The organism is Terrabacter sp. NPDC080008 (genome assembly GCF_040702505.1).
Lineage (GTDB): Bacteria > Actinomycetota > Actinomycetes > Actinomycetales > Dermatophilaceae > Terrabacter.
In genome coordinates this window covers 25814-46661 of record NZ_JBFBLC010000009.1, presented here as the reverse complement: position 1 = coordinate 46661, position 20848 = coordinate 25814, and the positions used below count along the sequence as shown (strand labels likewise).

The 20848-nt window shown below is 70.5% G+C and carries 15 protein-coding genes and 1 pseudogene; 10 read left to right on the top strand and 6 right to left on the bottom strand.

The window, feature by feature from the left end:
* Positions 1–18 precede the first annotated feature (18 nt).
* Positions 19–1068, top strand: coding sequence for a nitronate monooxygenase (locus AB0316_RS19790; RefSeq protein WP_366274887.1), 1050 nt, complete (start codon positions 19–21; stop codon positions 1066–1068).
* 96 nt (positions 1069–1164) lie between these two features.
* Positions 1165–1695, top strand: coding sequence for a YbaK/EbsC family protein (locus AB0316_RS19785; RefSeq protein ID WP_366274885.1), 531 nt, complete (start codon positions 1165–1167; stop codon positions 1693–1695).
* Positions 1696–1704: 9 nt separating this feature from the next.
* Here the strand turns inward: AB0316_RS19785 and AB0316_RS19780 are convergent, their stop codons facing one another.
* Positions 1705–1986: a WhiB family transcriptional regulator gene (locus AB0316_RS19780; protein ID WP_366274884.1), complete on the bottom strand. Its 282-nt coding sequence runs from the start codon at positions 1984–1986 to the stop codon at positions 1705–1707.
* A gap of 200 nt (positions 1987–2186) precedes the next feature.
* On the opposite strand from AB0316_RS19780, the gene AB0316_RS19775 reads away from it, so the two are divergent.
* The 4 genes and pseudogenes from AB0316_RS19775 (at position 2187) to AB0316_RS19760 (ending at position 10267) form a co-directional block, all read left to right on the top strand.
* Positions 2187–3197, top strand: a complete 1011-nt coding sequence (locus AB0316_RS19775) for a B12-binding domain-containing protein (RefSeq protein ID WP_366274882.1) — start codon at positions 2187–2189, stop codon at positions 3195–3197.
* Positions 3198–3382: 185 nt separating this feature from the next.
* The gene (locus tag AB0316_RS19770) at positions 3383–7099 is read left to right on the top strand and encodes an alpha-amylase family glycosyl hydrolase (RefSeq protein WP_366274881.1); all 3717 of its coding nucleotides are present in this window, start codon (positions 3383–3385) and stop codon (positions 7097–7099) included.
* Positions 7100–7135: 36 nt separating this feature from the next.
* Positions 7136–9202, top strand: a pseudogene (gene pulA / locus AB0316_RS19765) (pullulanase-type alpha-1,6-glucosidase); the annotation flags it as partial.
* A gap of 123 nt (positions 9203–9325) precedes the next feature.
* A complete protein-coding gene (locus AB0316_RS19760; protein ID WP_366274935.1) occupies positions 9326–10267 on the top strand; it encodes an aldo/keto reductase in 942 nt (313 codons plus the stop codon).
* A 229-nt stretch (positions 10268–10496) separates the two neighbouring features.
* Here AB0316_RS19760 and AB0316_RS19755 read toward each other — a convergent pair whose 3' ends face one another.
* Entirely contained in the window at positions 10497–11816 is a 1320-nt protein-coding gene (locus AB0316_RS19755; protein ID WP_366274880.1) for an MFS transporter, read from the bottom strand.
* Positions 11813–12436, bottom strand: coding sequence for a helix-turn-helix domain-containing protein (locus AB0316_RS19750; RefSeq protein ID WP_366274879.1), 624 nt, complete (start codon positions 12434–12436; stop codon positions 11813–11815). Before AB0316_RS19750 ends, AB0316_RS19755 begins: the two co-directional genes overlap by 4 nt.
* Positions 12437–12699: 263 nt before the next feature.
* On the opposite strand from AB0316_RS19750, the gene rplM reads away from it, so the two are divergent.
* Both rplM and rpsI read left to right on the top strand, forming a co-directional pair.
* On the top strand, positions 12700–13143 hold the full coding sequence (rplM, locus tag AB0316_RS19745; protein ID WP_142181460.1) for a 50S ribosomal protein L13: 444 nt from the start codon (positions 12700–12702) through the stop codon (positions 13141–13143).
* Between the two features lie 34 nt (positions 13144–13177).
* Positions 13178–13684, top strand: coding sequence for a 30S ribosomal protein S9 (gene rpsI / locus AB0316_RS19740; protein WP_142204330.1), 507 nt, complete (start codon positions 13178–13180; stop codon positions 13682–13684).
* 177 nt (positions 13685–13861) lie between these two features.
* Here the strand turns inward: rpsI and AB0316_RS19735 are convergent, their stop codons facing one another.
* On the bottom strand, positions 13862–15007 hold the full coding sequence (locus AB0316_RS19735; RefSeq protein ID WP_366274877.1) for a hypothetical protein: 1146 nt from the start codon (positions 15005–15007) through the stop codon (positions 13862–13864).
* A 286-nt stretch (positions 15008–15293) separates the two neighbouring features.
* Here AB0316_RS19735 and glmM point away from each other — a divergent pair, with 286 nt between their 5' ends.
* Complete coding sequence (gene glmM / locus AB0316_RS19730; protein ID WP_366274876.1) at positions 15294–16640, top strand: phosphoglucosamine mutase; 1347 nt, start codon at positions 15294–15296, stop codon at positions 16638–16640.
* A 130-nt stretch (positions 16641–16770) separates the two neighbouring features.
* Here glmM and AB0316_RS19725 read toward each other — a convergent pair whose 3' ends face one another.
* Positions 16771–17286: a carbonic anhydrase gene (locus AB0316_RS19725; RefSeq protein ID WP_366274875.1), complete on the bottom strand. Its 516-nt coding sequence runs from the start codon at positions 17284–17286 to the stop codon at positions 16771–16773.
* 17 nt (positions 17287–17303) lie between these two features.
* Positions 17304–19055 carry a fumarate hydratase gene (locus tag AB0316_RS19720; RefSeq protein WP_366274874.1) on the bottom strand — a complete coding sequence of 584 codons (1752 nt, stop codon included), beginning with the start codon at positions 19053–19055 and terminating at the stop codon, positions 17304–17306.
* Positions 19056–19450: 395 nt separating this feature from the next.
* On the opposite strand from AB0316_RS19720, the gene AB0316_RS19715 reads away from it, so the two are divergent.
* Positions 19451–20779 (top strand): extracellular solute-binding protein, encoded by a 1329-nt coding sequence (locus AB0316_RS19715; RefSeq protein WP_366274872.1) that lies wholly within the window; start codon positions 19451–19453, stop codon positions 20777–20779.
* Positions 20780–20848 lie beyond the last annotated feature (69 nt).

Sequence of the window (20848 nt, the reverse complement as noted above, 5' to 3'; positions counted from 1 at the left end):
CCGGAGTAGCGTCGGGCCATGCTGCTGCAGTCGGTGGAGACCGGTGTCGTCGGCGCCCCGATGGCCGGGGGACCGACGACCCCCGAGCTCGTCGCCGCGGTCGGGGAGGCGGGTGGCCTGGGGATCCTCGCCGGCGGCTACCTGAGCGCCCCTCAGCTGGCCGCCGCCATCGCGGACGTCTGGGACGCCTCCTCACGGCCGTTCGGCGTCAACCTCTTCGTCCCCGCCCAGGCGAACGCGTATGCCGTGGGGCCGGGCGAGCTGGACGGGACGGAGCGGGCGCAGGCGGTGGCGGCCTACCGCGACCTCCTGGCCGACGACGCCCGCTCGCTCGGGGCCGAGCCGGGGGAGCCGCGTCCGGGCGACGACGACGACTGGGAGCGCAAGCTCGACCTCGTCGTCCGCGAGCGGGTCCCGCTGGTGTCCTTCACGTTCGGGCTGCCGAGCACCGCGGTCATCGGTGAGCTGCGACGCGCGGGGATCGAGACCGTCGCCACGGTCACCGACGTGGAGGAGGCGCGGGCGGCCCTCGACGCCGGCGTCGACGCCCTGTGCGTCCAGGGGGCGGAGGCCGGTGGCCACCGCGGCACCCTGGACCCGTTGAAGCAGCCGTGCGACCTCGACCTGGTCGACCTCGTCGTGGCCGTGCGCGCGGAGACGCAGGCGCCGGTCGTGGCCGCGGGCGGGATCGCCACTCACGAGCGTGCCGCCGAGGTGCGGGCCGCCGGGGCAAACGCCGTGCAGGTGGGCACGGCCCTGCTCCTGACGCCCGAGGCGGGAACGGGCCTGGCCTACCGCCGCGCCCTGACGGACCCGGCCCACCAGCGCACCGCGGTGACGCGGGCCTACTCCGGCCGCCTCGCCCGCGGTCTCGAGACCGACTTCGTCCGCCGCCACGACGGGCACGCACCCGCCGCCTACCCGGAGGTCCACCACGTGACCGTCCCGCTGCGCCGGGCGTCGGCCGCGGCGGACCGCTCCGACCTGCTGGCCCTGTGGGCCGGCACCGGGTGGCGTGCGGCGCGGGCTGTGCCGGCGGCCACCGTCGTGGCCGAGTTTGCGGGCTGAGCGGGGCGCGGCCCGGGGTTGGAGGGGCGGCCTGATCGGCGCCCTCGGGTGGCGGGGCGCTCCGCTGGACGGCAGCGGGCGGCATACGCTCTCGGCATGCCCAGTGCCGAAGGAAACCTGACATGGGTGGCCGCCTCGGAGCGGCCCGACCTGCTCGCGCCGCCGGTGGCGGCAGCGCTCGGACACGTGCCCGGCGCCCGCGTCGCGCCGATCGACGCATCGCTCGCCGACACGGCGGCGTTCTGCGAGGCCTACGACGTGGCGCCCGAGGCCTCGGCGAACTGCGTCGTCGTGGAGGCGCGCCGCGGAGAGACGACGACACACGCCGCCGTCATGGTGCTGGCCACCGACCGCGCGGACATCAACCGTGTCGTGCGCAAGCACCTGGGGGCGCGCAAGATCTCGTTCGCGGACCAGGCCCTGGCGCAGGAGGCCACGGGGATGCAGCAGGGAGGCATCACGCCCGTTGGGCTGCCCGCGGACTGGCCCGTCCTCGTCGACGAGGCGGTCGTGGCCGCGGGGCTCGTCGTGGTGGGGGCCGGCGTACGCGGGGCGAAGCTGCTGCTCGACGGCTCGGCCCTGGCGGGCCTGCCCACCGCCGAGGTGATCGCGCTCGCCGTCCGCTGAGCGACTCGCTCAGCCGGCGACGTCCCACAGCATCTGGGCGCGCTCGGTGGGCGTCGTGCCGCCCCAGATCCCGAAGGTCTCAGGCACCCGCAGGGCGTGGTCGAGGCACTGCTGCCGCACCGGGCAGCCGCCGCAGACCATGCGCGCCGCCTCGGTCTGCTCCCGGCGCTCGCGCTGGTCGAGGTCGTGGTCGTCGGCGAAGAACTGCTCGACGGCCTTGGTCCGGCACCGGCCCTGCTCCTGCCACTCGTAGGAGGAGTACGTGGGACGCGGAAGGCGGGTGATGGTCATTGCTTCCTCCTGGAGTGGGGCGGAGCCTGCGATGCAGCCAAGTGGCGATCTGATGCAGAACTTACGCAACACCTACGCATTGCACAAGAGCCATGCATAAGTTTATGATCGGGGTGGCCGAACGGGGTCGGGGTGGTCCATGACGGGAATCTCGGACCGCCCCGCCCGCGTCGGCCCCCACATCGGACGGTGATCAACGAATGACGCAACCCCCCGCAGCCACGCCCTCGGAGTCGGAGTTCGACCCCGAGCAGGTGCCGCGGCTGGGCTGGCCCGTGGGCGTGGTCTCCGAGCGCCTTGGCATCGCCGCTCCGACGTTGCGCTCCTGGGACCGACGCCACGGCGTCGGTCCCAGCCTGCGCACCAGCGGCAACCATCGGCGCTACATCGAGATGGACATCAGCCGCGTGCGCCTGATGGCACGGCTCACCGCCCAGGGCGTGCCGGCACAGAGCGCGGCCGACTCCGTCCTGGCCATGGACTCCGTAGCCGTGGTCGAGCAGCTTGACGCATCGCCGGCCCTCGGTGGCTCGTCCGAGACGGTAGCGGGGGGTGCGTCCGGATCGACTCTGGACGATTCCGCTGCGCTCGTGGAGGCGATCGTCGCCGCCGCGCGCGCCCTCGACCCACGCACCATGGCGCAGCTCTACCGGCAGGTGATGCGCCGGTCCGACGTGGGCCGGGCCTGGGTCGACGTCTTCGCGCCGGCGCTGCGCCGGGTGGGTGACCTCTGGCAGGAGGGGCGCCTCGGGGTGCAGTCCGAGCACCTGACCAGCGAGCTGCTGCAGTCGGAGCTGCGCGCCGTCGTGCGCGCCAACCGCCTTCGCGTGGCCGGCTCGCCGGTCGTACTGGCCGGGGCCGACGACGAGCAGCACCACCTGCCGCTGCTCGCGCTCGAGGCCGAGCTGTCCCGTAACGGCGTGGCGTGCCTCTTCCTCGGTCCGCGGGTTCCGTCCGAGGCGCTGGTGTCGACCCTGCGCGAGTCCCGACCTCGTGCGGTCTTCCTCTGGGCGTCGCTGCCCCGTCAGCGCGCGGAGGCGTTGTGGCAGCAGCTCGCGGCCGTCGACTGGCCGCTCGAGGTCGTCATCGGGGGGCCCGGCTGGCCCGAGGGCATCGAGGTGCCATCCGGTCCGGTGACGCTGACGCGGGTCGCCGACTTCTCCTCGGCGGTGCGCACCCTCGTCTCGAGCCCCGGTGGCCTGAGTCGCTGAGGGGGCGCCTCCTCGACCCCGGCCACTTCTGACGGATCGAGCAAGAACCACGCAACTTTCTGAGCCATTGTGCAAAAAGTTGCAGTGCACGTCTGGCGCGGTGTCCGATATGGGCGCTACGTTCTCCTCCGGTGGTCGAGCGTCCAGACACGGGCGGGTGCGACCGAGCCCACAAAGGAGTGCGCATGCGCCGTCGCCCGGCCCTGTCCGTCGCCAGCATCTCGGCCCTCGTCCTGGCCGGACTGGCCGTCCCGCTGGCCGGGGCACCTACCGCCCGGGCGGAGGGTCCGCGCACGGCGACCCTCGTCGGCTCGCTGCAGGACGAGCTCGGCTGCGGAGCCGACTGGCAGCCGGACTGCGCGAAGACCGACCTCGCGCTCCAGCCCGGCACGAGCACGTACGCCGCCGAGTTCCGGGTGCCCGCGGGCAGCTACGAGCTGAAGGTCGCGATCAACCACTCGTGGAGCGAGAGCTACGGCCAGGACGGCGGCAACGTCCCCCTCGTCCTCGCCGGGCCGGCCACCATCCGCTTCACCTACGACGATACGACGCATGCCGTGGGCGTGGCCCCCACCGACCTGCCGGGCGCCGCCACGGCTGCCGACGCCAAGCTCGCGACCCCGTCGCTGCGCAACCTCTCGACGAGGGAGCGCTTCTACTTCGTCATGGCCGACCGCTTCGCCAACGGTGACACCACCAACGACCGTGGCGGCCTCACCGGGGGCCCGATGACGACGGGCTTCGACCCGAGCAACGAGGGCTTCTACCACGGCGGTGACCTCAAGGGCCTGACGAGCAGGCTCGACTACATCAAGGGCCTGGGCACCACGGCGATCTGGCTGACGCCGTCCTTCAAGAACCGCCCGGTCCAGGGCGCGGGCTCTGACGCCAGCGCCGGCTACCACGGCTACTGGATCACCGACTTCACGCAGATCGACCCGCACCTGGGCACGAACTCCGACATGAAGGCGCTCATCGCGGCGGCCCACGCCAAGGGGATGAAGGTCTTCTTCGACATCATCACCAACCACACCGCCGACGTCATCTCCTACGACGGCGGCAGCTACACCTACGTGCCGAAGGCGAGCAAGCCCTACAAGGACGCGCAGGGCAACGTCTTCGACGACGCGGCCGTGGCAGGCAAGCCCGCCTGCACGGGCTCGGCCACGGTCCCCGACTGCTTCCCCGCGATGTCGGCCGCGACCTCCTTCCCCTACGTGCCGAAGGTCGCCGACGCCGACAAGGACGTCAAGGTCCCGGCCTGGCTCAACGACCCGACGCTCTACCACAACCGCGGTGACTCGACGTATGCCGGCGAGTCGGCCACCTATGGCGACTTCTCCGGCCTCGACGACCTCTTCACCGAGAACCCCAAGGTCGTCTCCGGCATGGAGGACATCTACAAGTCGTGGGTCGACTTCGGCGTCGACGGCTTCCGCATCGACACCGTCAAGCACGTGAACATGCAGTTCTGGCAGTCGTTCTCGCCGGCGATCCTCCAGCACGCGGCCGCGACGGGCAAGAAGAACTTCTTCATGTTCGGTGAGGTCTACGACGCCAACCCGAGCTACATGAGCCAGTTCACGACCCAGGGCAAGCTGCCCGCGACGCTCGACTTCGGCTTCCAGGGGGCCGCGCTCGGCTTCGCGCAGGGCAAGGCGACGACCGGCATACGCGACCTGTTCGCCGGCGACGACTACTACACCGACACGGACTCCAACGCCTACGAGCTGCCGACCTTCCTCGGCAACCACGACATGGGCCGCGTCGGCGCGATGCTCCTCGCCGGCGGCGCCAAGGGCGCCGACCTGCTCGCGCGCGACGAGCTGGCCAACTCGCTGATGTTCCTCACGCGTGGCCAGCCGGTCGTCTACTACGGCGACGAGCAGGGCTTCACCGGCCCGACGAGCGACTTCGGCGACAAGCGCGCGCGCCAGGACATGTTCGGCACGAAGACGCCGATCTACCAGGACGACGTCATCGTCGGCAGCGACAAGCCGGAAGGCACCGGCGACCACTACGACACCACCGCGCCGCTCTACCGCCGGATCAAGCAGCTCTCGGCGCTGCGAGCCGCCAACCCGGCGCTCGCCGACGGCGCCCAGGTGCACCGCTACGCCTCCGACGCAGCCGGCATCTACGCCATCAGCCGCATCGACAAGGCGGCCAAGCGCGAGTACGTCGTCGTGGCCAACAACGCCACCACCGCCAAGACGGCGACCTTCTCCACCTACTCGGCCCGCTCGAAGCTCGTGCCGCTCCTCGGCGCCACCTCGGACCTGCGGGTCGCCGCCGACGGCCGGGTCACGGTGACCGTGCCCCCGCTGTCCGTGGCCGTCTACAAGGCCAACGACACCATGGCCCAGCCGAAGTCGGCGCCCGCGATCTACCCCACCTCGCCCAGTGCGGGTGGCGTGGTCGGTGGCCGGGCCGAGATCGGTGCGGCCCTGCCCGGCAGCAGCTTCGCCGAGGTGACCTTCCTCCAGCGGCCGGTCGGAACCTCCACCTGGACGCCGATCGGCACCGATGACAACGCCCCCTACCGCGTCTTCCACGACGTGTCCGGCCTCGCCAAGGGCACGCTCGTCGAGTACCGCATGGTGGCCAAGGACATCGCCGGGCACGTCTCCGCCACCTCTACCTACGGCATCGTCGGCCAGCCGACGAGCTCCGGCAGCGGCAGCAGCACGGGCGGTGTCGGTCCCGTCACGCAGCCCGACAACGTCAGCGTCCCGGGCAGCCACAACTCCGAGATGGGCTGCCCCGGCGACTGGCAGCCGGACTGCACCCAGGCGCAGCTGGCCCTCGACCCGAAGGACGAGGTCTGGAAGGGCTCCTACGACTCGATCCCGGCCGGTGACTACGAGTACAAGGCCGCGATCAACAAGTCGTGGGACGAGAACTACGGCGCCGGCGCGGTCAAGGGCGGCGGCAACATCGCCTACACCGTCCCGGCGGGCAAGCCCGTCACCTTCTACTACGACCACCGAACGCACTGGGCGACGAGCGATGCGCAGGGGCCGATCATCACGGCGCCCGGCAGCTTCCAGAGCAAGCTCGGCTGCCCGGGCGACTGGGACCCGTCGTGCATGCGGTCGTGGTTGGAGGACCCGGACGGCGACGGCACCTACACCTTCACGACCGACCAGATCCCCGCTGGGAACTACGAGTTCAAGGTCGCGCACGGTCTCGGTTGGGACGAGAACTACGGGGTCGGCGGTGCGCCCGGTGGCGCGAACGTCGCGTTCAGCGTCCCTGCCGACGGTGTGCTGACGACCATCAGCTACGTCCTGTCGACGCACGCGATCTCGGTCAAGACCAGCCGCGCGGGTGCGGCGCCCGACCTGACGAAGTCCAAGGCCTACGTCGTGGGCCCCGACCTCGTCGCCTGGCCGGCGGCCTCGCTCCCGTCGGGCACCGACCCGGCGACCCTCTCCTGGCGCCTGCACTGGTCGGCCACCGGTGGCCTCGGCCTCGACGCCGAGGCCGTGACCGGCGGGTCCGTGGCGACACTGACCCGCGACCCCGCCGGCCTGCCGGCCTCGCTCGTGGCCTCCCACCCCGAGCTCAAGGGCTACGTCGCCCTGCGCACCGACAAGGCCACGGCCCGTCAGATGCCGCAGATCCTCAGGGGCCAGGTGGCCGTCGCGATGTACGACTCCACAGGCTCGCTGCTCGACGCCACCGGCGCCCAGACGGCCATCGCCCTCGACGCGCTCTACGCGCCGTCGGCCGCTCGCGGCGACTACGGCGTCAGCGTCTCCGGAGGCCGCGTGGGCTTCCGGCTGTGGGCGCCGACGGCACAGGAGGTCACCCTCCTGACCTGGCCGGCCGGCTCCGCCGACCAGCCGGTGACGAGGGCCCGGCGCACCCCGATGAAGCGGGGCGACGACGGCTCGTAGTCGGCCTCCCTCGGCAAGGAGGGACGCAATGCGCGCTACCTCTACGAGGTGAAGGTCTGGGCTCCCAGCACCCAGAAGGTGGAGACCAACGCCGTCACCGACCCCAGCTCGGTGGCGCTCACGGTCGACTCCACCCGCTCGGTGGCCGTCGACCTGCACGACCCGGCCCTCATGCCCTCGACGTGGCGCACCACGCCGTCACCCAAGCTCGCCCAGGACGTCGACTCGACGATCTACGAGCTGCACGTGCGCGACTACTCGATGAGCGACCCGAAGGTCCCGGCCGCCCTGCGCGGCACGTACCTCGCCTTCGCCGAGAACGGCGACGGCCGCGCCCACCTCAAGGCGCTCGCCAAGGCGGGCCTCAACACCGTGCACCTGCTGCCCACCTTCGACATCGCCTCGATCGAGGAGGACAAGGCCAAGCAGCAGACACCCCAGTGCGACCTCGCCTCCTACGCGCCCGACAGCGACCAGCAGCAGAACTGCGTCACCGCGGTGGCCGGCAAGGACGCATTCAACTGGGGCTACGACCCCTACCACTGGAGCGTGCCCGACGGGTCGTACGCGTCGTCGACGCAGGCGGCCGACGGCGGTGCCCGCGTGGCCGAGTTCCGCACGATGGTCGGCGCGCTGCACCAGGACGGGCTGCGGGTCGTGCTCGACCAGGTCTTCAACCACACCGCAGCCTCGGGGCAGGACGACAAGTCGGTGCTCGACAAGGTCGTGCCGGGCTACTACCAGCGTCTTGATGCCAAGGGTGCCGTGGAGACCTCGACCTGCTGCCAGAACGTCGCCACCGAGCACGCGATGGCCGAGAAGCTCATGGTCGACTCGGTCGTCTCGTGGGCCCGCAACTACCACGTCGACGGCTTCCGCTTCGACCTGATGGGACACGCCAGCCGCGCGAACATGCTCGCCGTGCGCAAGGCCCTCGACGCGCTGACCCTGCAGAAGGACGGCGTCGACGGAAAGTCGATGTACCTCTACGGCGAGGGCTGGAACTTCGGTGAGGTCGCCGACAACAAGCTGTTCGTCCAAGCCACCCAGGGCCAGCTCGGCGGCACCGGCATCGGCACCTTCTCCGACCGGCTGCGTGACGCCGTGCGCGGTGGTGGCCCGTTCGACGATGACCCGCGCCGCCAGGGCTTCGGGTCCGGCGAGGCGACCGACCCCAACGGCGCGGCGATCAACGCCGACGCTACGAGCCGCCTCGCCAGCGACACCGACCTGGTCGAGCTGGGCCTGGCCGGCAACCTCAAGTCGTTCACCTTCCGCAGCCAGAAGAGCGGGACCGTGGTCAACGGCACCCAGGTGGACTACAACGGCGCGCCCGCCGGCTACGCCGACCAGCCCGACGAGGTCGTCAGCTACGTCGACGCGCACGACAACGAGACGCTCTTCGACTCGCTGACGTACAAGCTGCCGCTCGCGACCTCGATGCAGGACCGAGTGCGCATGAACACCCTGTCGCTCGCCACGACCGCGCTCGCCCAGACGCCGTCGTTCTGGCACGCCGGCGCCGACCTGCTGCGCAGCAAGTCGCTCAACCGCGACTCCTACGACAGCGGAGACTGGTTCAACCGGCTCGACTGGACGGGCGCCGACAACGGCTTCGGCCACGGCCTGCCGCCCGAGGCGCAGAACTCGGCGAAGTGGCCCTACATGAAGCCGCTGCTCGCCAACCCTGCGCTCAAGCCCACGCCCGCCGACGTGCGCAGCGCCGACGCGATGGCGCAGGACCTGCTGCGACTCCGCTTCAGCACCAAGCTGTTCCGCCTCGGCAACGCCGATGCCATCAACGCCAAGGTGACCTTCCCGGTGTCCGGCACCGCCGACGCCAAGCAGGGCGTCATCGTGATGCGCATCGACGACACAAAGGGCGCCGACGCCGACCCGGCCCTGCGCGGGGCGGTCGTCGTCTTCAACGCGACGCCCGACACCGTCCAGCAGAAGGTCCCCGGGATCACCGGCACGGTGCAGCTGAGCCCGGTGCAGGCGAACGGCGCGGACAGCGTCGTCAAGCACGCGGCATACGACAGCGGGACCGGCACGTTCTCGGTGCCGGCGCGCACGGTCGCGGTGTTCGTCCAGCCCAACTGACCGGATCCGCTCTGACGGCCGGTTCCCACCCTCGGTGGGGACCGGCCGTTCGCGCGCGGAGCACCCGGCCTGTCGCACGCCAGGGCGGCGACATACGTTGGGCGGGTGACGACGACTCCAGACATGACCTACCGGCAGCTCGGCGACAGCGGCCTGACCGTCTCCACCGTCGGGCTCGGCTGCAACAACTTCGGCCGGCGCCTCGACCAGCAGGGCACGAACGCCGTGGTGCGCCAGGCGCTGGACAGCGGCATCACGCTCTTCGACACCGCCGACATCTACGGGCACGGCGCGAGCGAGGAGATGCTCGGCCTCGCCCTGGGCTCGGAGCGCGAGAACGTCGTCGTGGCAACGAAGTTCGGCATGGACATGCAGGGCGCCAACGGCCCCGACTGGGGAGTGCGGGGCTCGCGCCGCTACATCCGCAAGGCCGTCGAGGCGAGCCTGCGCCGCCTCGGCACCGACTGGATCGACCTCTACCAGCTGCACCGCCCCGACCCGCAGACCCCCATCGAGGAGACGCTGGCCGCGCTCGACGAGCTCGTCCGCGAGGGCAAGGTGCGCTACCTCGGCAGCAGCAACTTCACCGGCTGGCAGGTCGTCGACGCCGACTGGACCGCGCGTGCTGCGGGGACCGCAAGGTTCATCTCCGCCCAGAACGAGTACTCCCTGCTCGAGCGGGACGTCGAGGACGAGCTCGTGCCGGCCTGCGAGCACGTCGGGGTCGGGCTGCTGCCCTTCTTCCCGCTCGCGTCCGGGCTGCTCACGGGAAAGTACCGACGCGGCGAGTCGGCGCCCGAAGGCACCCGCCTCGCCGGGATGGCCGAGCGGCTCGACTCCGCCGACTGGGACACCATCGAGCGCCTCGAGGCGTATGCCGCCCAGCGCGGCCTGCGTCCCATCGACGTCGCGATCGGTGGGCTCGCGGCCCAGCCGGCCGTGGCCTCCGTCATCGCCGGGGCGACCCGTCCCGAGCAGATCATCGACAACGTGCAGGCCGGCCTGTGGGAGCCGAGTGCCGAGGACCTGGCTGAGCTCGACGAGGTCACCACGCCTGCCGCCTGAGGCCAGTCGATGTGACGGGGCGCGCTCTCGACTGTGACGGGCCGCGCTCTCGAGTGTGACGGGCCGCGCTCTCGACTGTGACGAACCGCGCTCTCGACTGTGACGGGCCGCGCTCTCGACTGTGACGAAGCGCGCTCTCGAGTAGGAGGGCGGACGTACCCTCCCCTCGAGAGCGCAGTCAGCACCACTCGAGTGCGCAGTCGGCCCCACGGCGGGTGGGGTCGGGCGCTCAGTCGACGACGACGGGGGATGCCGTCGAGACGTCTGCCGCCGCGGGGGCGCCCTGCTTCTCGGCACGCCGGCTGTGACGGTAGAACCACGCGCCGAGGATGCTGAACGCGCCGGCGGAGACCATCGCCAGCTGCGTCGACGTGTGGTCGGCCAGCAGGCCGAGCAGGGGAGCGGCGACCCCGAAGGCCATCGAGGCGATCATCGAGTTCATCGACAGCACGGTCGCGCGGTTGCGGGCCTGCGCCTCCCGGTGCAGCAGGGCGGAGTGCATCGGACCCGCGGAGCCGTGCAGCAGGTAGGTGACGCCGTAGGCCGCGATGAGCGCGGCCGGTCCGGCGACCAGCCCCATGGCGACGGCGCCCAGCCCGTTGAGGATGCGAGCCACGATCGCGGTGCGCGCGACGCCGATGCGCCGGCTCGTCCACCCCGAGAGGGCGGCCCCGAGGGCGAAGACCGCCCAGCCGCCGGCCGCCACCGGACCCATGAGGGCGCCGGCGCGCTCCTCGCCACCGACGAGCTCGGCGAGGCGGATCGGCTGGAAGGTCTCGAAGACGATCATGGCGACCGACCAGAAGAGCTCGACCGTGATGATGCCGCGCAGCACGACGTTGTCGCGGAGCATCCCGAGGCCCTCGCGCACCACGGCGGGCGACTCCTTGGCCGAGGCCATCGCGCGCCGTGCGCCGGAGCCGTCGAGGTGCTCCGCGGACCGGGGCTCGCGCAGCAGTGCCAGCACCGCGACGAGGTGCACGACGTTGAGCGCGACGAAGCAGGCGACCGGCAGCACCAGCGCGGAGGCGCCGGTGAACGGGTGCCACCACACGAGGCCACCGGAGAGCAGGGCGCCGACGGCGATGCCGCCACCGACGGCCGTGCCCTGGGCGGCGAGCGCGCCGTCGACGTCGGCTCCCGGGGTCGTGGCGTGCACCGTGTCGACGAACCAGGCCTCGAGCGGCCCTGAGTCGAGCGCCCGGAAGACGCCGGTGAGCACCGAGGCAACGAGGAATGCCCAGAACGAGTGCGCCACGAGCAGGATCCCGCTCGCCACGACGTTGACCACGGCGGAGACGACGAAGACCGGGCGGCGGCCGAAGGCGTCGGCGAACCCGCTCGTCGGCAGCTCGAGCACGAAGATCGTCAGGCCGGCGGCCGACGACACGGTCATCGCCTGCGCCACGGTGAGGCCGTGCTCGAGCTGCCAGAGGGTGAGCAGCCCGACGACGAGACCGACCGGGAACCAGCGGGTCAGCGTCAGCGTGAGGAAGACGCGGCGGGCAGCGGTGGGGGACAGGACGGCATACGTGGTCTGCGGGGTCATCGCGCACCTCCGCTCGTGCCGTCGGCCGGTGGACGGTCGAGGTCGAGGGGGTAGGCGAAGGTGTAGACGGCGACCCGACGCGCGCGCGGGTTTCCCTGTCCCACACGGCGATAGCGCTCAATGAGGTCCCACATCTCCTCGCGCATCGCCTCGAGGGCCTCGGGGGTCACCAGCACCGAGGCGTCGCTCGAGCCGCATGCGTCCTGCCAGGCGGTCGGCCACGTGGTGGAGACGTCGAGCCACTTGTCGTACTGCTCGCTGAAGTGGCGGGCGTAGTCACGCGTGAGCCAGTTGAGGGCGGTCTCGGAGTCCTCGTCGCCCTCGAAGTCGCTGGGGTGCCAGGAGTGGTACTCCGAGCTCGCACGCCACAGGCGCCGCTTGCCCTCACCCTCCTCGGTGTCCTGCACGAGCCCGACGGACTCGAGCTTGCGCAGGTGGTAGCTCGTCGCGCCGGAGTTGGTGCCGAGCAGGGTCGCCAGGTCGGTGGCGGTCGACGGGCCGTGCCGGCGCAGGGCGCCGAGCAGGCGGGAGCGCAGCGGGTGGGCGAGCACGCGCAGGCTCTGCGGAGTCAGCCAGACGCCGTCGTCGGAGGGCGGGCTCAGGGGGTCGGGTGCAGGCATAGTGTGCACAATACCTGTGCACAGTTTGTTTGCACAAGAGTTCTGCACGATTGGCGACGAACACTGTTTGCGCAGGTCAGAAGCCGTTTTGGGGGAGGGGTGCAGCGATTTGGGCGCTCGGCGACGACCCCGTAACATGGATGAAGTTGTGCACCGGGCCGTCAGGCGAACCCAGCTCACCCTTCAACCGGCCGAGCGGGCGACGCGGACCGAGCCCAGCGGCATTCACACTGCTCCACCATTTCAAGCGAAGGCAGACTCCATTGCGCACGTACACCCCGAAGCCCGGCGAGGTCACTCGCACGTGGCACGTCATCGACGCGACCGACGTCGTGCTCGGCCGTCTCGCGAGCCAGGCCGCTGTCCTGCTCCGGGGCAAGCACAAGCCGCAGTTCGCGCCGCACGTCGACACCGGTGACTTCGTCATCATCGTCAACGCCGACAAGGTCGCCCTCACCGGCGCCAAGCTCGAGCAGAAGAAGGCCTACCGCCACTCCGGCTTTCCGGGTGGTCTGCGGTCGACCTCCTACACCGAGCTGCTCGCCAAGAGCCCCGAGAAGGCCGTCGAGAAGGCCATCCGCGGCATGCTCCCGAAGAACTCGCTGGCCCGCCAGCAGCTCTCCAAGCTCAAGGTCTACCGCGGTGCCGAGCACCCGCACGCGGCCCAGCAGCCCGTCCCCTTCGAGATCACCCAGGTTGCGCAGTAAGCCCCCGGCTGCTGCGTAGAAAGCGACAAGACACGTGACTGACATCGTGAACGAGGACGTCCTCGACACCGACGAGCCCGAGCTGACCGAGTACACCAGCGAGTCCTCGTCCGACTCCGCCCTCGGCGAGCCCCGCCGCGCCCGCCAGGTCTCGACCCCCGGCGCTGCCACCGGCCGTCGCAAGCAGGCCATCGCCCGCGTGCGCATCGTCCCCGGCACCGGCGAGTGGAAGATCAACGGCCGCACGCTCGACGCGTACTTCCCCAACAAGGTGCACCAGCAGATCGTCAAGGAGCCGCTGACGCTCCTCGAGCTCGACGGCTCGTACGACGTGCTGGTCCGCGTGCACGGCGGTGGCCCCTCCGGCCAGGCCGGTGCCGTCCGCCTCGGCGTGGCCCGCTCGCTCAACGGCGTCGACGAGGAGCTGAACCGTCCCGCCCTCAAGAAGGCCGGCTTCCTCACGCGCGACCCGCGCGTGCCCGAGCGCAAGAAGGCCGGTCTCAAGAAGGCCCGCAAGGCCCCCCAGTACTCCAAGCGCTGATGCTTCGGCTGGCGCCGAGCACCACCGCTTGGCTCCAGTCGCGCTGATCCGCGCTTCGCCCGCGCGGCGGCATACGGCTTGCGTATGCCGCCCGCCGGGCACACGAAGGCCCCCGAGCACCCGCTCGGGGGCCTTCGTCGTCCCTGGTGGCGTATGCCGTGTGCCCGGGTCGGGGGCTCAGCCCACCGTCGCGTGCGACAGGGCGCACGTGTTCGTGTCGTTGGACCAGGTGGCCTGCATCGGGTAGCTGCCGTTGCCCATGGCCACGTTGCCCGCGCCGCCGGCGGACCCCGGTGCGATCCAGGCGCACTCGTCACCGTTCTCCTGGCCGGAGTTGGTGCGCGAGGTCAGGTTGGTCCAGCCGCCGGCCGGGTTCTGGTCGGTGATCGTCTCGGCGTACTCGTGGCCCTCGACGATCGTGTAGCCGTCGTCGGTGCCCGCGGACCCGGCGTTGACGAAGTTCTGGCCGCAGCTGGTGCCCATGTCCATGACGTAGGGCATGTTCGTGAAGGCCACGTCACCGACGCTCGAAGCCACCCCCACGTCACCGTTCCAGTCGTGCCAGGCGCAGAAGTTGCCGCTCGCCGTGTTGAAGCCATCGGGGTGCGTACCGGTGGGCGACAGGATGACGTACTGCGCGCTGCGGTTGCTCGACGCCGTCGTGTTGCCGAAGTGGGAGGCAGCCTTGACGGCCTCCTGCCCCAGCTGGGCCTGGGTGGCGCTCGACGGGGAGGCGACCGAGTTGTCGTACCAGACACCGGCGTACGCGCCGCCCGTCGGGTAGCCGACGTGCGTCGCGCCGGTGGCGCACTTCGTCGCGCCCCGGGCCATGCCGGCCCCGTCGCAGTACTGCGTCATGACGCCCGACCACGCCTCGCCGCCGGTGCCGAGGCCCTTCATGAGCTTCTGCACCACGGGGGCTCCCGACTTCGGGTCGCCGGAGAAGGTCAGGTTGCCCTGCGCGTCCGTGCCCTGGCTGCCCCACTGGCTGCCATAGAAGACGAGGTAGACCTTGGGTGCCCCGTCCGTCACGCCGATGCCGTCGACGCCTCCGCCGTAGGAGAGGGTCTTCGCCGAGGTCGACCCCGACCGCTGCTGGGCCGCCCAGCGGTGCATCTGCGTGTTGAGCTCACGAGTCGGCACGGCCCCGTGGCGGTAGCTGTGGCCGTACGCGGGGGAGTACGGGTTCGAGACAGGCGACGAGCCGGCGGCCGGGGTCGCCGGGGCGGCGACGGCTGTGACCGTCCCTGCTGCACCGAGAGCGGCGGCGGCGATCCCGGCTGCAACAGCAAGGGGCAGTCGACGCGAGGTCGGAGTCTTCATCCAGATTCCTTTCGATGGGCCGCCGGGCGATGGCCCGGATCTCGACCACTGGGGTGGGGTGGTGCCGGATGCGTGTGGCCATCGTGTGGGCTGTGGGGGAGCTGTAACCTTCGGAAAGACTGGGAGATACCTGCCAATTCGCCTGAACTTATGGACCTGGTAAAAGAACGACAGATCCACCTGTCCAAAGGGTCGAATGGGCGTCAGGACCGCCGTGCCGTATCGTCGAGCGACACGACATGCACAGGACGGCCGACCGGTCGGCCGATTCGGGAAGGCAGAACGAGTGGGGCGACTCTTCGGCACGGACGGCGTCCGTGGTGTGGCGAATCAGGACATCACCGCAGAGCTGGCGCTCGACCTCTCCGTCGCCGCGGCGCACGTGCTCGCGGAGGTAGGCGCGTTCCGGGGACACCGGCCCGTCGCCGTCGTCGGTCGGGACCCGCGGGCGTCCGGTGAGTTCCTGTCCGCCGCCACGGTCGCGGGCCTGGCCTCCTCGGGGGTCGACGTGCGCGACGCGGGGGTGCTGCCGACCCCGGCCATCGCCTACCTCGTGTCCGAGCAGGACGCCGACCTGGGCGCCATGCTCTCGGCGTCGCACAACCCGATGCCCGACAACGGCATCAAGTTCTTCGCCCGTGGTGGCCACAAGCTCGCAGACGAGCTCGAGGACCGGATCGAGGCGCGTCTGCGTGGCGACTGGGACCGGCCAACCGGCGGGGACGTGGGTCGCATCGTGCCCCTCGCCGACGGCGCCGACCGCTACGTCGCGCACCTGCTCTCGGTGCTGCCGCACCGCCTCGACGGGCTGCATGTCGTGATCGACGCCGCCCACGGAGCAGCGTTCGAGGTGGCCCCCCGGGCCTTCCGCGAGGCCGGCGCCCGGGTGACCGTCATAGGCGGCGAGCCCGACGGCCTCAACATCAACGACGGCTACGGCTCGACCCACGTCGAGCACCTCAAGGAGGCGGTGGTGGCCGAGGGCGCGGACTTCGGCATCGCGCTCGACGGCGACGCCGACCGCTGCCTGGCCGTCGACGCTGCCGGCCACGAGGTCGACGGCGACCAGATCATGGCGATCCTGGCCCTGGCGATGAAGGAGCAGGGTGTCCTGCGCGGCGACACCCTGGTCGCCACCGTGATGTCCAACCTCGGCATGACGCAAGCACTCGCGGCCGCGGGCATCAAGGTCGTCCACACGGCCGTGGGCGACCGCTACGTCCTCGAGGAGATGAAGTCGGGCGGCTACTCCCTCGGCGGCGAGCAGTCGGGACACGTCGTCATGCTCGACCACGGCACCACGGGTGACGGCACCCTGACGGGCCTCATGCTCGCCTCGCGCGTCGCCGCGACCGGCCGCACCCTCGCCGACCTCGCCGGCGTCATGACCCACTTCCCGCAGGTCCTCGTCAACGTCAAGGACGTCGACAAGTCGGCGCTGGAGGCCAGCGCGGCCGTAGCCGACGCGGTGCGCCAGGTGGAGGGCGAGCTCGGCGACAACGGGCGCGTCCTGCTGCGCAAGTCCGGCACCGAGCCCGTGGTGCGCGTCATGGTCGAGGCCTCCGACGGCGACCAGGCCCGCAGCCTCGCCGACCGCCTCGTCGGCGTCGTCAGGGCCGAACTCTCGCTCTGAGCCATGTGCCGCCCGGCCCGTCCGGCGGCATACGGCCGCGGTGAGTGGCCGCCGGGCGTCGCACAGTGCCCATTCGACGTCGGAAAGTGCCCACTCGACGTGGGACGTCGAGTGGGCACTGTGCGAGGGGTCAGTCGACGGGGCGCAGCAGTCCCGAGTCGACGTCGTAGATGAAGCCGCCGACGAGCGTGCCCTCGGCGATGAGCGGGTGCGTGCGCACCTTGGCGAGGTCCTCGCGCAGGGCGCGCTCCTGGTCCTCGATGGCGTGGAACGTCATCCACGACGCGTCCTTGCCGGCGCTGGCGCCCACGCGCTCACGCAGCTCGACCTCGCTGTTGGAGGCCATAGCGCAACGGGTGTGCGGGACGACGAGGATGCGCTCGACGCCGAGCAGGTGCGTGGCCAGCACCAGCGCCTCGAGCGCCGAGGAGCCCACGCGGCCACCGGGATTGCGGAAGATCTTGGCGTCGCCGGGCTTGAGCCCCAGCAGCCCGAGCGGGTCGATGCGGGAGTCCATGCACGTGACGATCGCGACGCCCGCGCGGGCGATACCGTCGAAGCCGGCCATACCGAAGGAGTCGGCGTAGGCGCGGTTCGCTGCCAGCAGATCGTCGAATCCGTTGACGGCGGAGGCGTTCTCACTCATCTGTGTCCTCTCGTTGGTTACTGGAGACCTGGTCGCTTCGAGATCGTGAAGGCCATCGGCTTGCTCACCTCGGCGAAGAAGTCGTTGCCCTTGTCGTCGACGACGATGAAGGCGGGGAAGTCCTCGACCTCGATCTTCCACACCGCCTCCATGCCCAGCTCGGGGTACTCGAGCACCTCGACGTGCTTGATGCAGTCCTGTGCGAGGCGGGCCGCCGGGCCACCGATCGAGCCGAGGTAGAAGCCGCCGTGCGTGTGGCACGCGTCGGTGACCTGCTTGCTGCGGTTGCCCTTGGCGAGCATGACCTTCGAGCCGCCGGCGGCCTGGAACTGGTCGACGTAGGAGTCCATGCGGCCCGCGGTCGTCGGCCCGAACGAGCCGGACGGCATGCCCTCCGGCGTCTTGGCAGGGCCGGCGTAGTAGACGGGATGGTCCTTGAGGTACTGCGGCATCGGCTCGCCGGCGTCGAGGCGCTCCTTGATCTTGGCGTGGGCGATGTCGCGGGCGACGACGAGCGGGCCGGTGAGCGACAATCGCGTCTTGACCGGGTGCTTCGCGAGCTCGGCGAGGATGTCGTCCATCGGCTGGGTCAGGTCGACCTTCACGACGACGTTGCGGCTCGTCGAGCTCACGCCGACGGCGTCGTCCTCGTGCTCGCCGAGGTCGACGGCGCCGGCGTCGTCCTCGTGCTCGCCGAGGTCGACGGCGCCGGCGTCGGGCAGGAAGCGCGCGGGGTCGGTCTCGAGCTGCTCGATGAACACACCCTCGGGAGTGATCTTGCCGAGCACCTGGCGGTCCGCGGAGCACGACACGGCAATCGCGACAGGGAGGCTCGCGCCGTGGCGGGGGAGGCGCACGACCCGGACGTCGTGGCAGAAGTACTTGCCGCCGAATTGGGCGCCGATGCCGAACTGGCGGGTCAGCTCGAGCACGCGCTCCTCGAGCTCGGTGTCGCGGAAGCCGTGGGCGGTGACGGGGTCGCCCTGCTTCGGGAGGGTGTCGAGGTACTTCGCCGACGCGTACTTGGCTGTCTTCAGGGCGAACTCGGCGCTCGTGCCGCCGATGACGATGGCGAGGTGGTACGGCGGGCAGGCCGCGGTGCCGAGGGAGCGCAGCTTCTCGTCGAGGAAGCGCATCATCGCGTCCTCGTTGAGGATCGCCTTGGTCTCCTGGTAGAGGTAGCTCTTGTTGGCCGAGCCGCCCCCCTTGGCCATGAAGAGGAACTTGTATGCCGTCTCGTGGCCGGGCGCCGTGTCGGCGTAGACCTCGACCTGCGCGGGGAGGTTCGAGCCGGTGTTCTTCTCTTCCCACGTCGTGACGGGTGCCATCTGCGAGTAGCGCAGGTTGAGGCGGGTGTACGCGTCGTAGACGCCCCGGCTGATCGCCCGCTCGTCGGTGCCCTCCGTCAGGACGTGCTGGCCGCGCTTGCCCATGACGATCGCGGTGCCGGTGTCCTGGCACATCGGCAGCACGCCGCCGGCCGCGATGTTGGCGTTCTTGAGCAGGTCGAGGGCCACGAACTTGTCGTTGTTGCTCGCCTCGGGGTCCTCGAGGATGTTGCGCAGCTGCTGGAGGTGGCCCGGCCGCAGGTAGTGCGCGATGTCGTGCATGGCGGTCTCGGTGAGCAGCCGCAGCGCCTCGGGAGCCACCTCGAGGAAGGTGCGTCCCCCCGGTCCGTCGACGGCGCGTACGCCCTCGGTCGTCAGCAGCCGGTAGGGCGTCTCGTCGGCGCCGATGGGCAGCAGGTCCTCGTAGGCGAACTCGGCCATCTCAGGTGTCCTCGGTGTCGTTCCTCGGGGCGCCACGCGGTGTCCGCCCCTGCGCCGCGGTCGCACGACGCCGCCTGCGAGCCTAATCGGTCGCCACCGCGAGCCGACAGGTGGCTCGGTTCGGGCAGCTCGGCCCGGTTTTGCCCGAATCGGTCTCTGGCAGAGCGCGGCCGACGCCTCAGATCACGATTCGGGTAGTAACAAGTTGGCAAAACCCCGCAGAGGTGTGGCGGGCGTCACTGTTGTGGTGTTCAGTGTGATCTACATCAACTACATGAACTGCAGATGAAGAGGTGGGCGCCGAACCGCCCCCACACCTGTTTGGAACCGGCACGAGCCGTGACCGGTCAGCTTTGGGGCCAGTGCAGCCCCCAAACCTCCAAGGAGGAGCAGGCATGATCAATCGCAGGTCAACCGTGACAGCGTTGGTGGGGATCGGTGTCGCCGGTCTGGCCGCGGGATGTCTGTCGTCCAACTCTGGTGGCAGCGGCTCCAACGGGTCGACGGCCAGCGGTCCGGGCAAGACCACCATCGAGGTGATGTACGGCCTCGGCCCCGACACCGAGCCCGGCTTCAAGGCCGACGTCTCGAAGTGGGCCAAGGACAACAACATCACCGTCAAGTTCACCAAGTCCGCCTCGTGGGACACCGAGATCCGCACCCGCGTCCAAGGCGGCAACCCGCCCGACGTCGGGCTCTTCCCGCAGCCCGGCCTGATGTGCGACCTCGCCAGGCAGAAGAAGCTGGTCCCGTACGACGACGCGACCGTGGCCACCGACAAGGAGACGCTCGTCCCCGGCTTCGTCCAGGCGGGCACGTGCGCCGACGGCAAGGTCTACGGCCTTCCCAACGAGGTGAGCGTCAAGAGCATCATCTGGACCGACGCCCCGGCGTTCAAGGCGCTCGGCGTGCAGGCGCCCGCCACGCTCGACGACCTGCTGACGCTGACGCAGAAGATCAAGTCCGAGGGCAAGACGCCGTGGTGCATCGCGGCGGAGTCGGGCCAGGCGACCGGCTGGCCCATCACGGACTGGATCGAGGACCTCGTCCTGCGCATCGCAGGTCCTGACAACTACGACAAGTGGGTCAAGGGCGAGCTGAAGTTCAACAGCCCCGAGATCAAGCCCGCGTGGGAGTACTTCCAGAAGATCGCCTTCGGTGACGGCTACGTCCGCGGCGGCACCAAGTCCATCCCGGCGACCAACTTCCAGACCGGTGGCAACGCCCTCTTCACCCAGCCCCCCGGCTGCTACATGTTCAAGCAGGCGACGTTCGTGGCCAACAAGGGTGGCTTCCCCGACTCGGTGATCGCCAAGCTCGACACCGAGACGAACCCGATCCCCTTCCCGGCCAAGACGGCGGGAAACAACTCGGTCCTCGTGGCCGGTGACATCGCGGCTGCCTTCAACAACGACGCCAACGTGCTCAAGCTGCGCAACTTCATCGCCAGCAAGGAGAACGGCACCGAGCAGGCCAAGAACGGGGCCTTCTCGCCGCACAAGACGGCCGACGTGTCGCTGCTGCCGAACAAGACGCTGCAGAAGATCGCGACCGACGTGCTCTACAAGGCGACGGCAGCCCGCTTCGACGGTTCCGACGCCATGCCCGCCAAGGTCGGTGCAGGCACCTTCTGGACCGAGCCGGTCAAGTGGCTCTCCGGCCAGCAGGACCTCGACACGACGCTCAACAACATCGACGCCAGCTTCCCCAAGTCCGGCAGCTGACGCCCCCGGACTGCGAGGGCGACCACGTGGTCGCCCTCGCAGTCGACAGCGCATTCTCTAAAGCGAGAG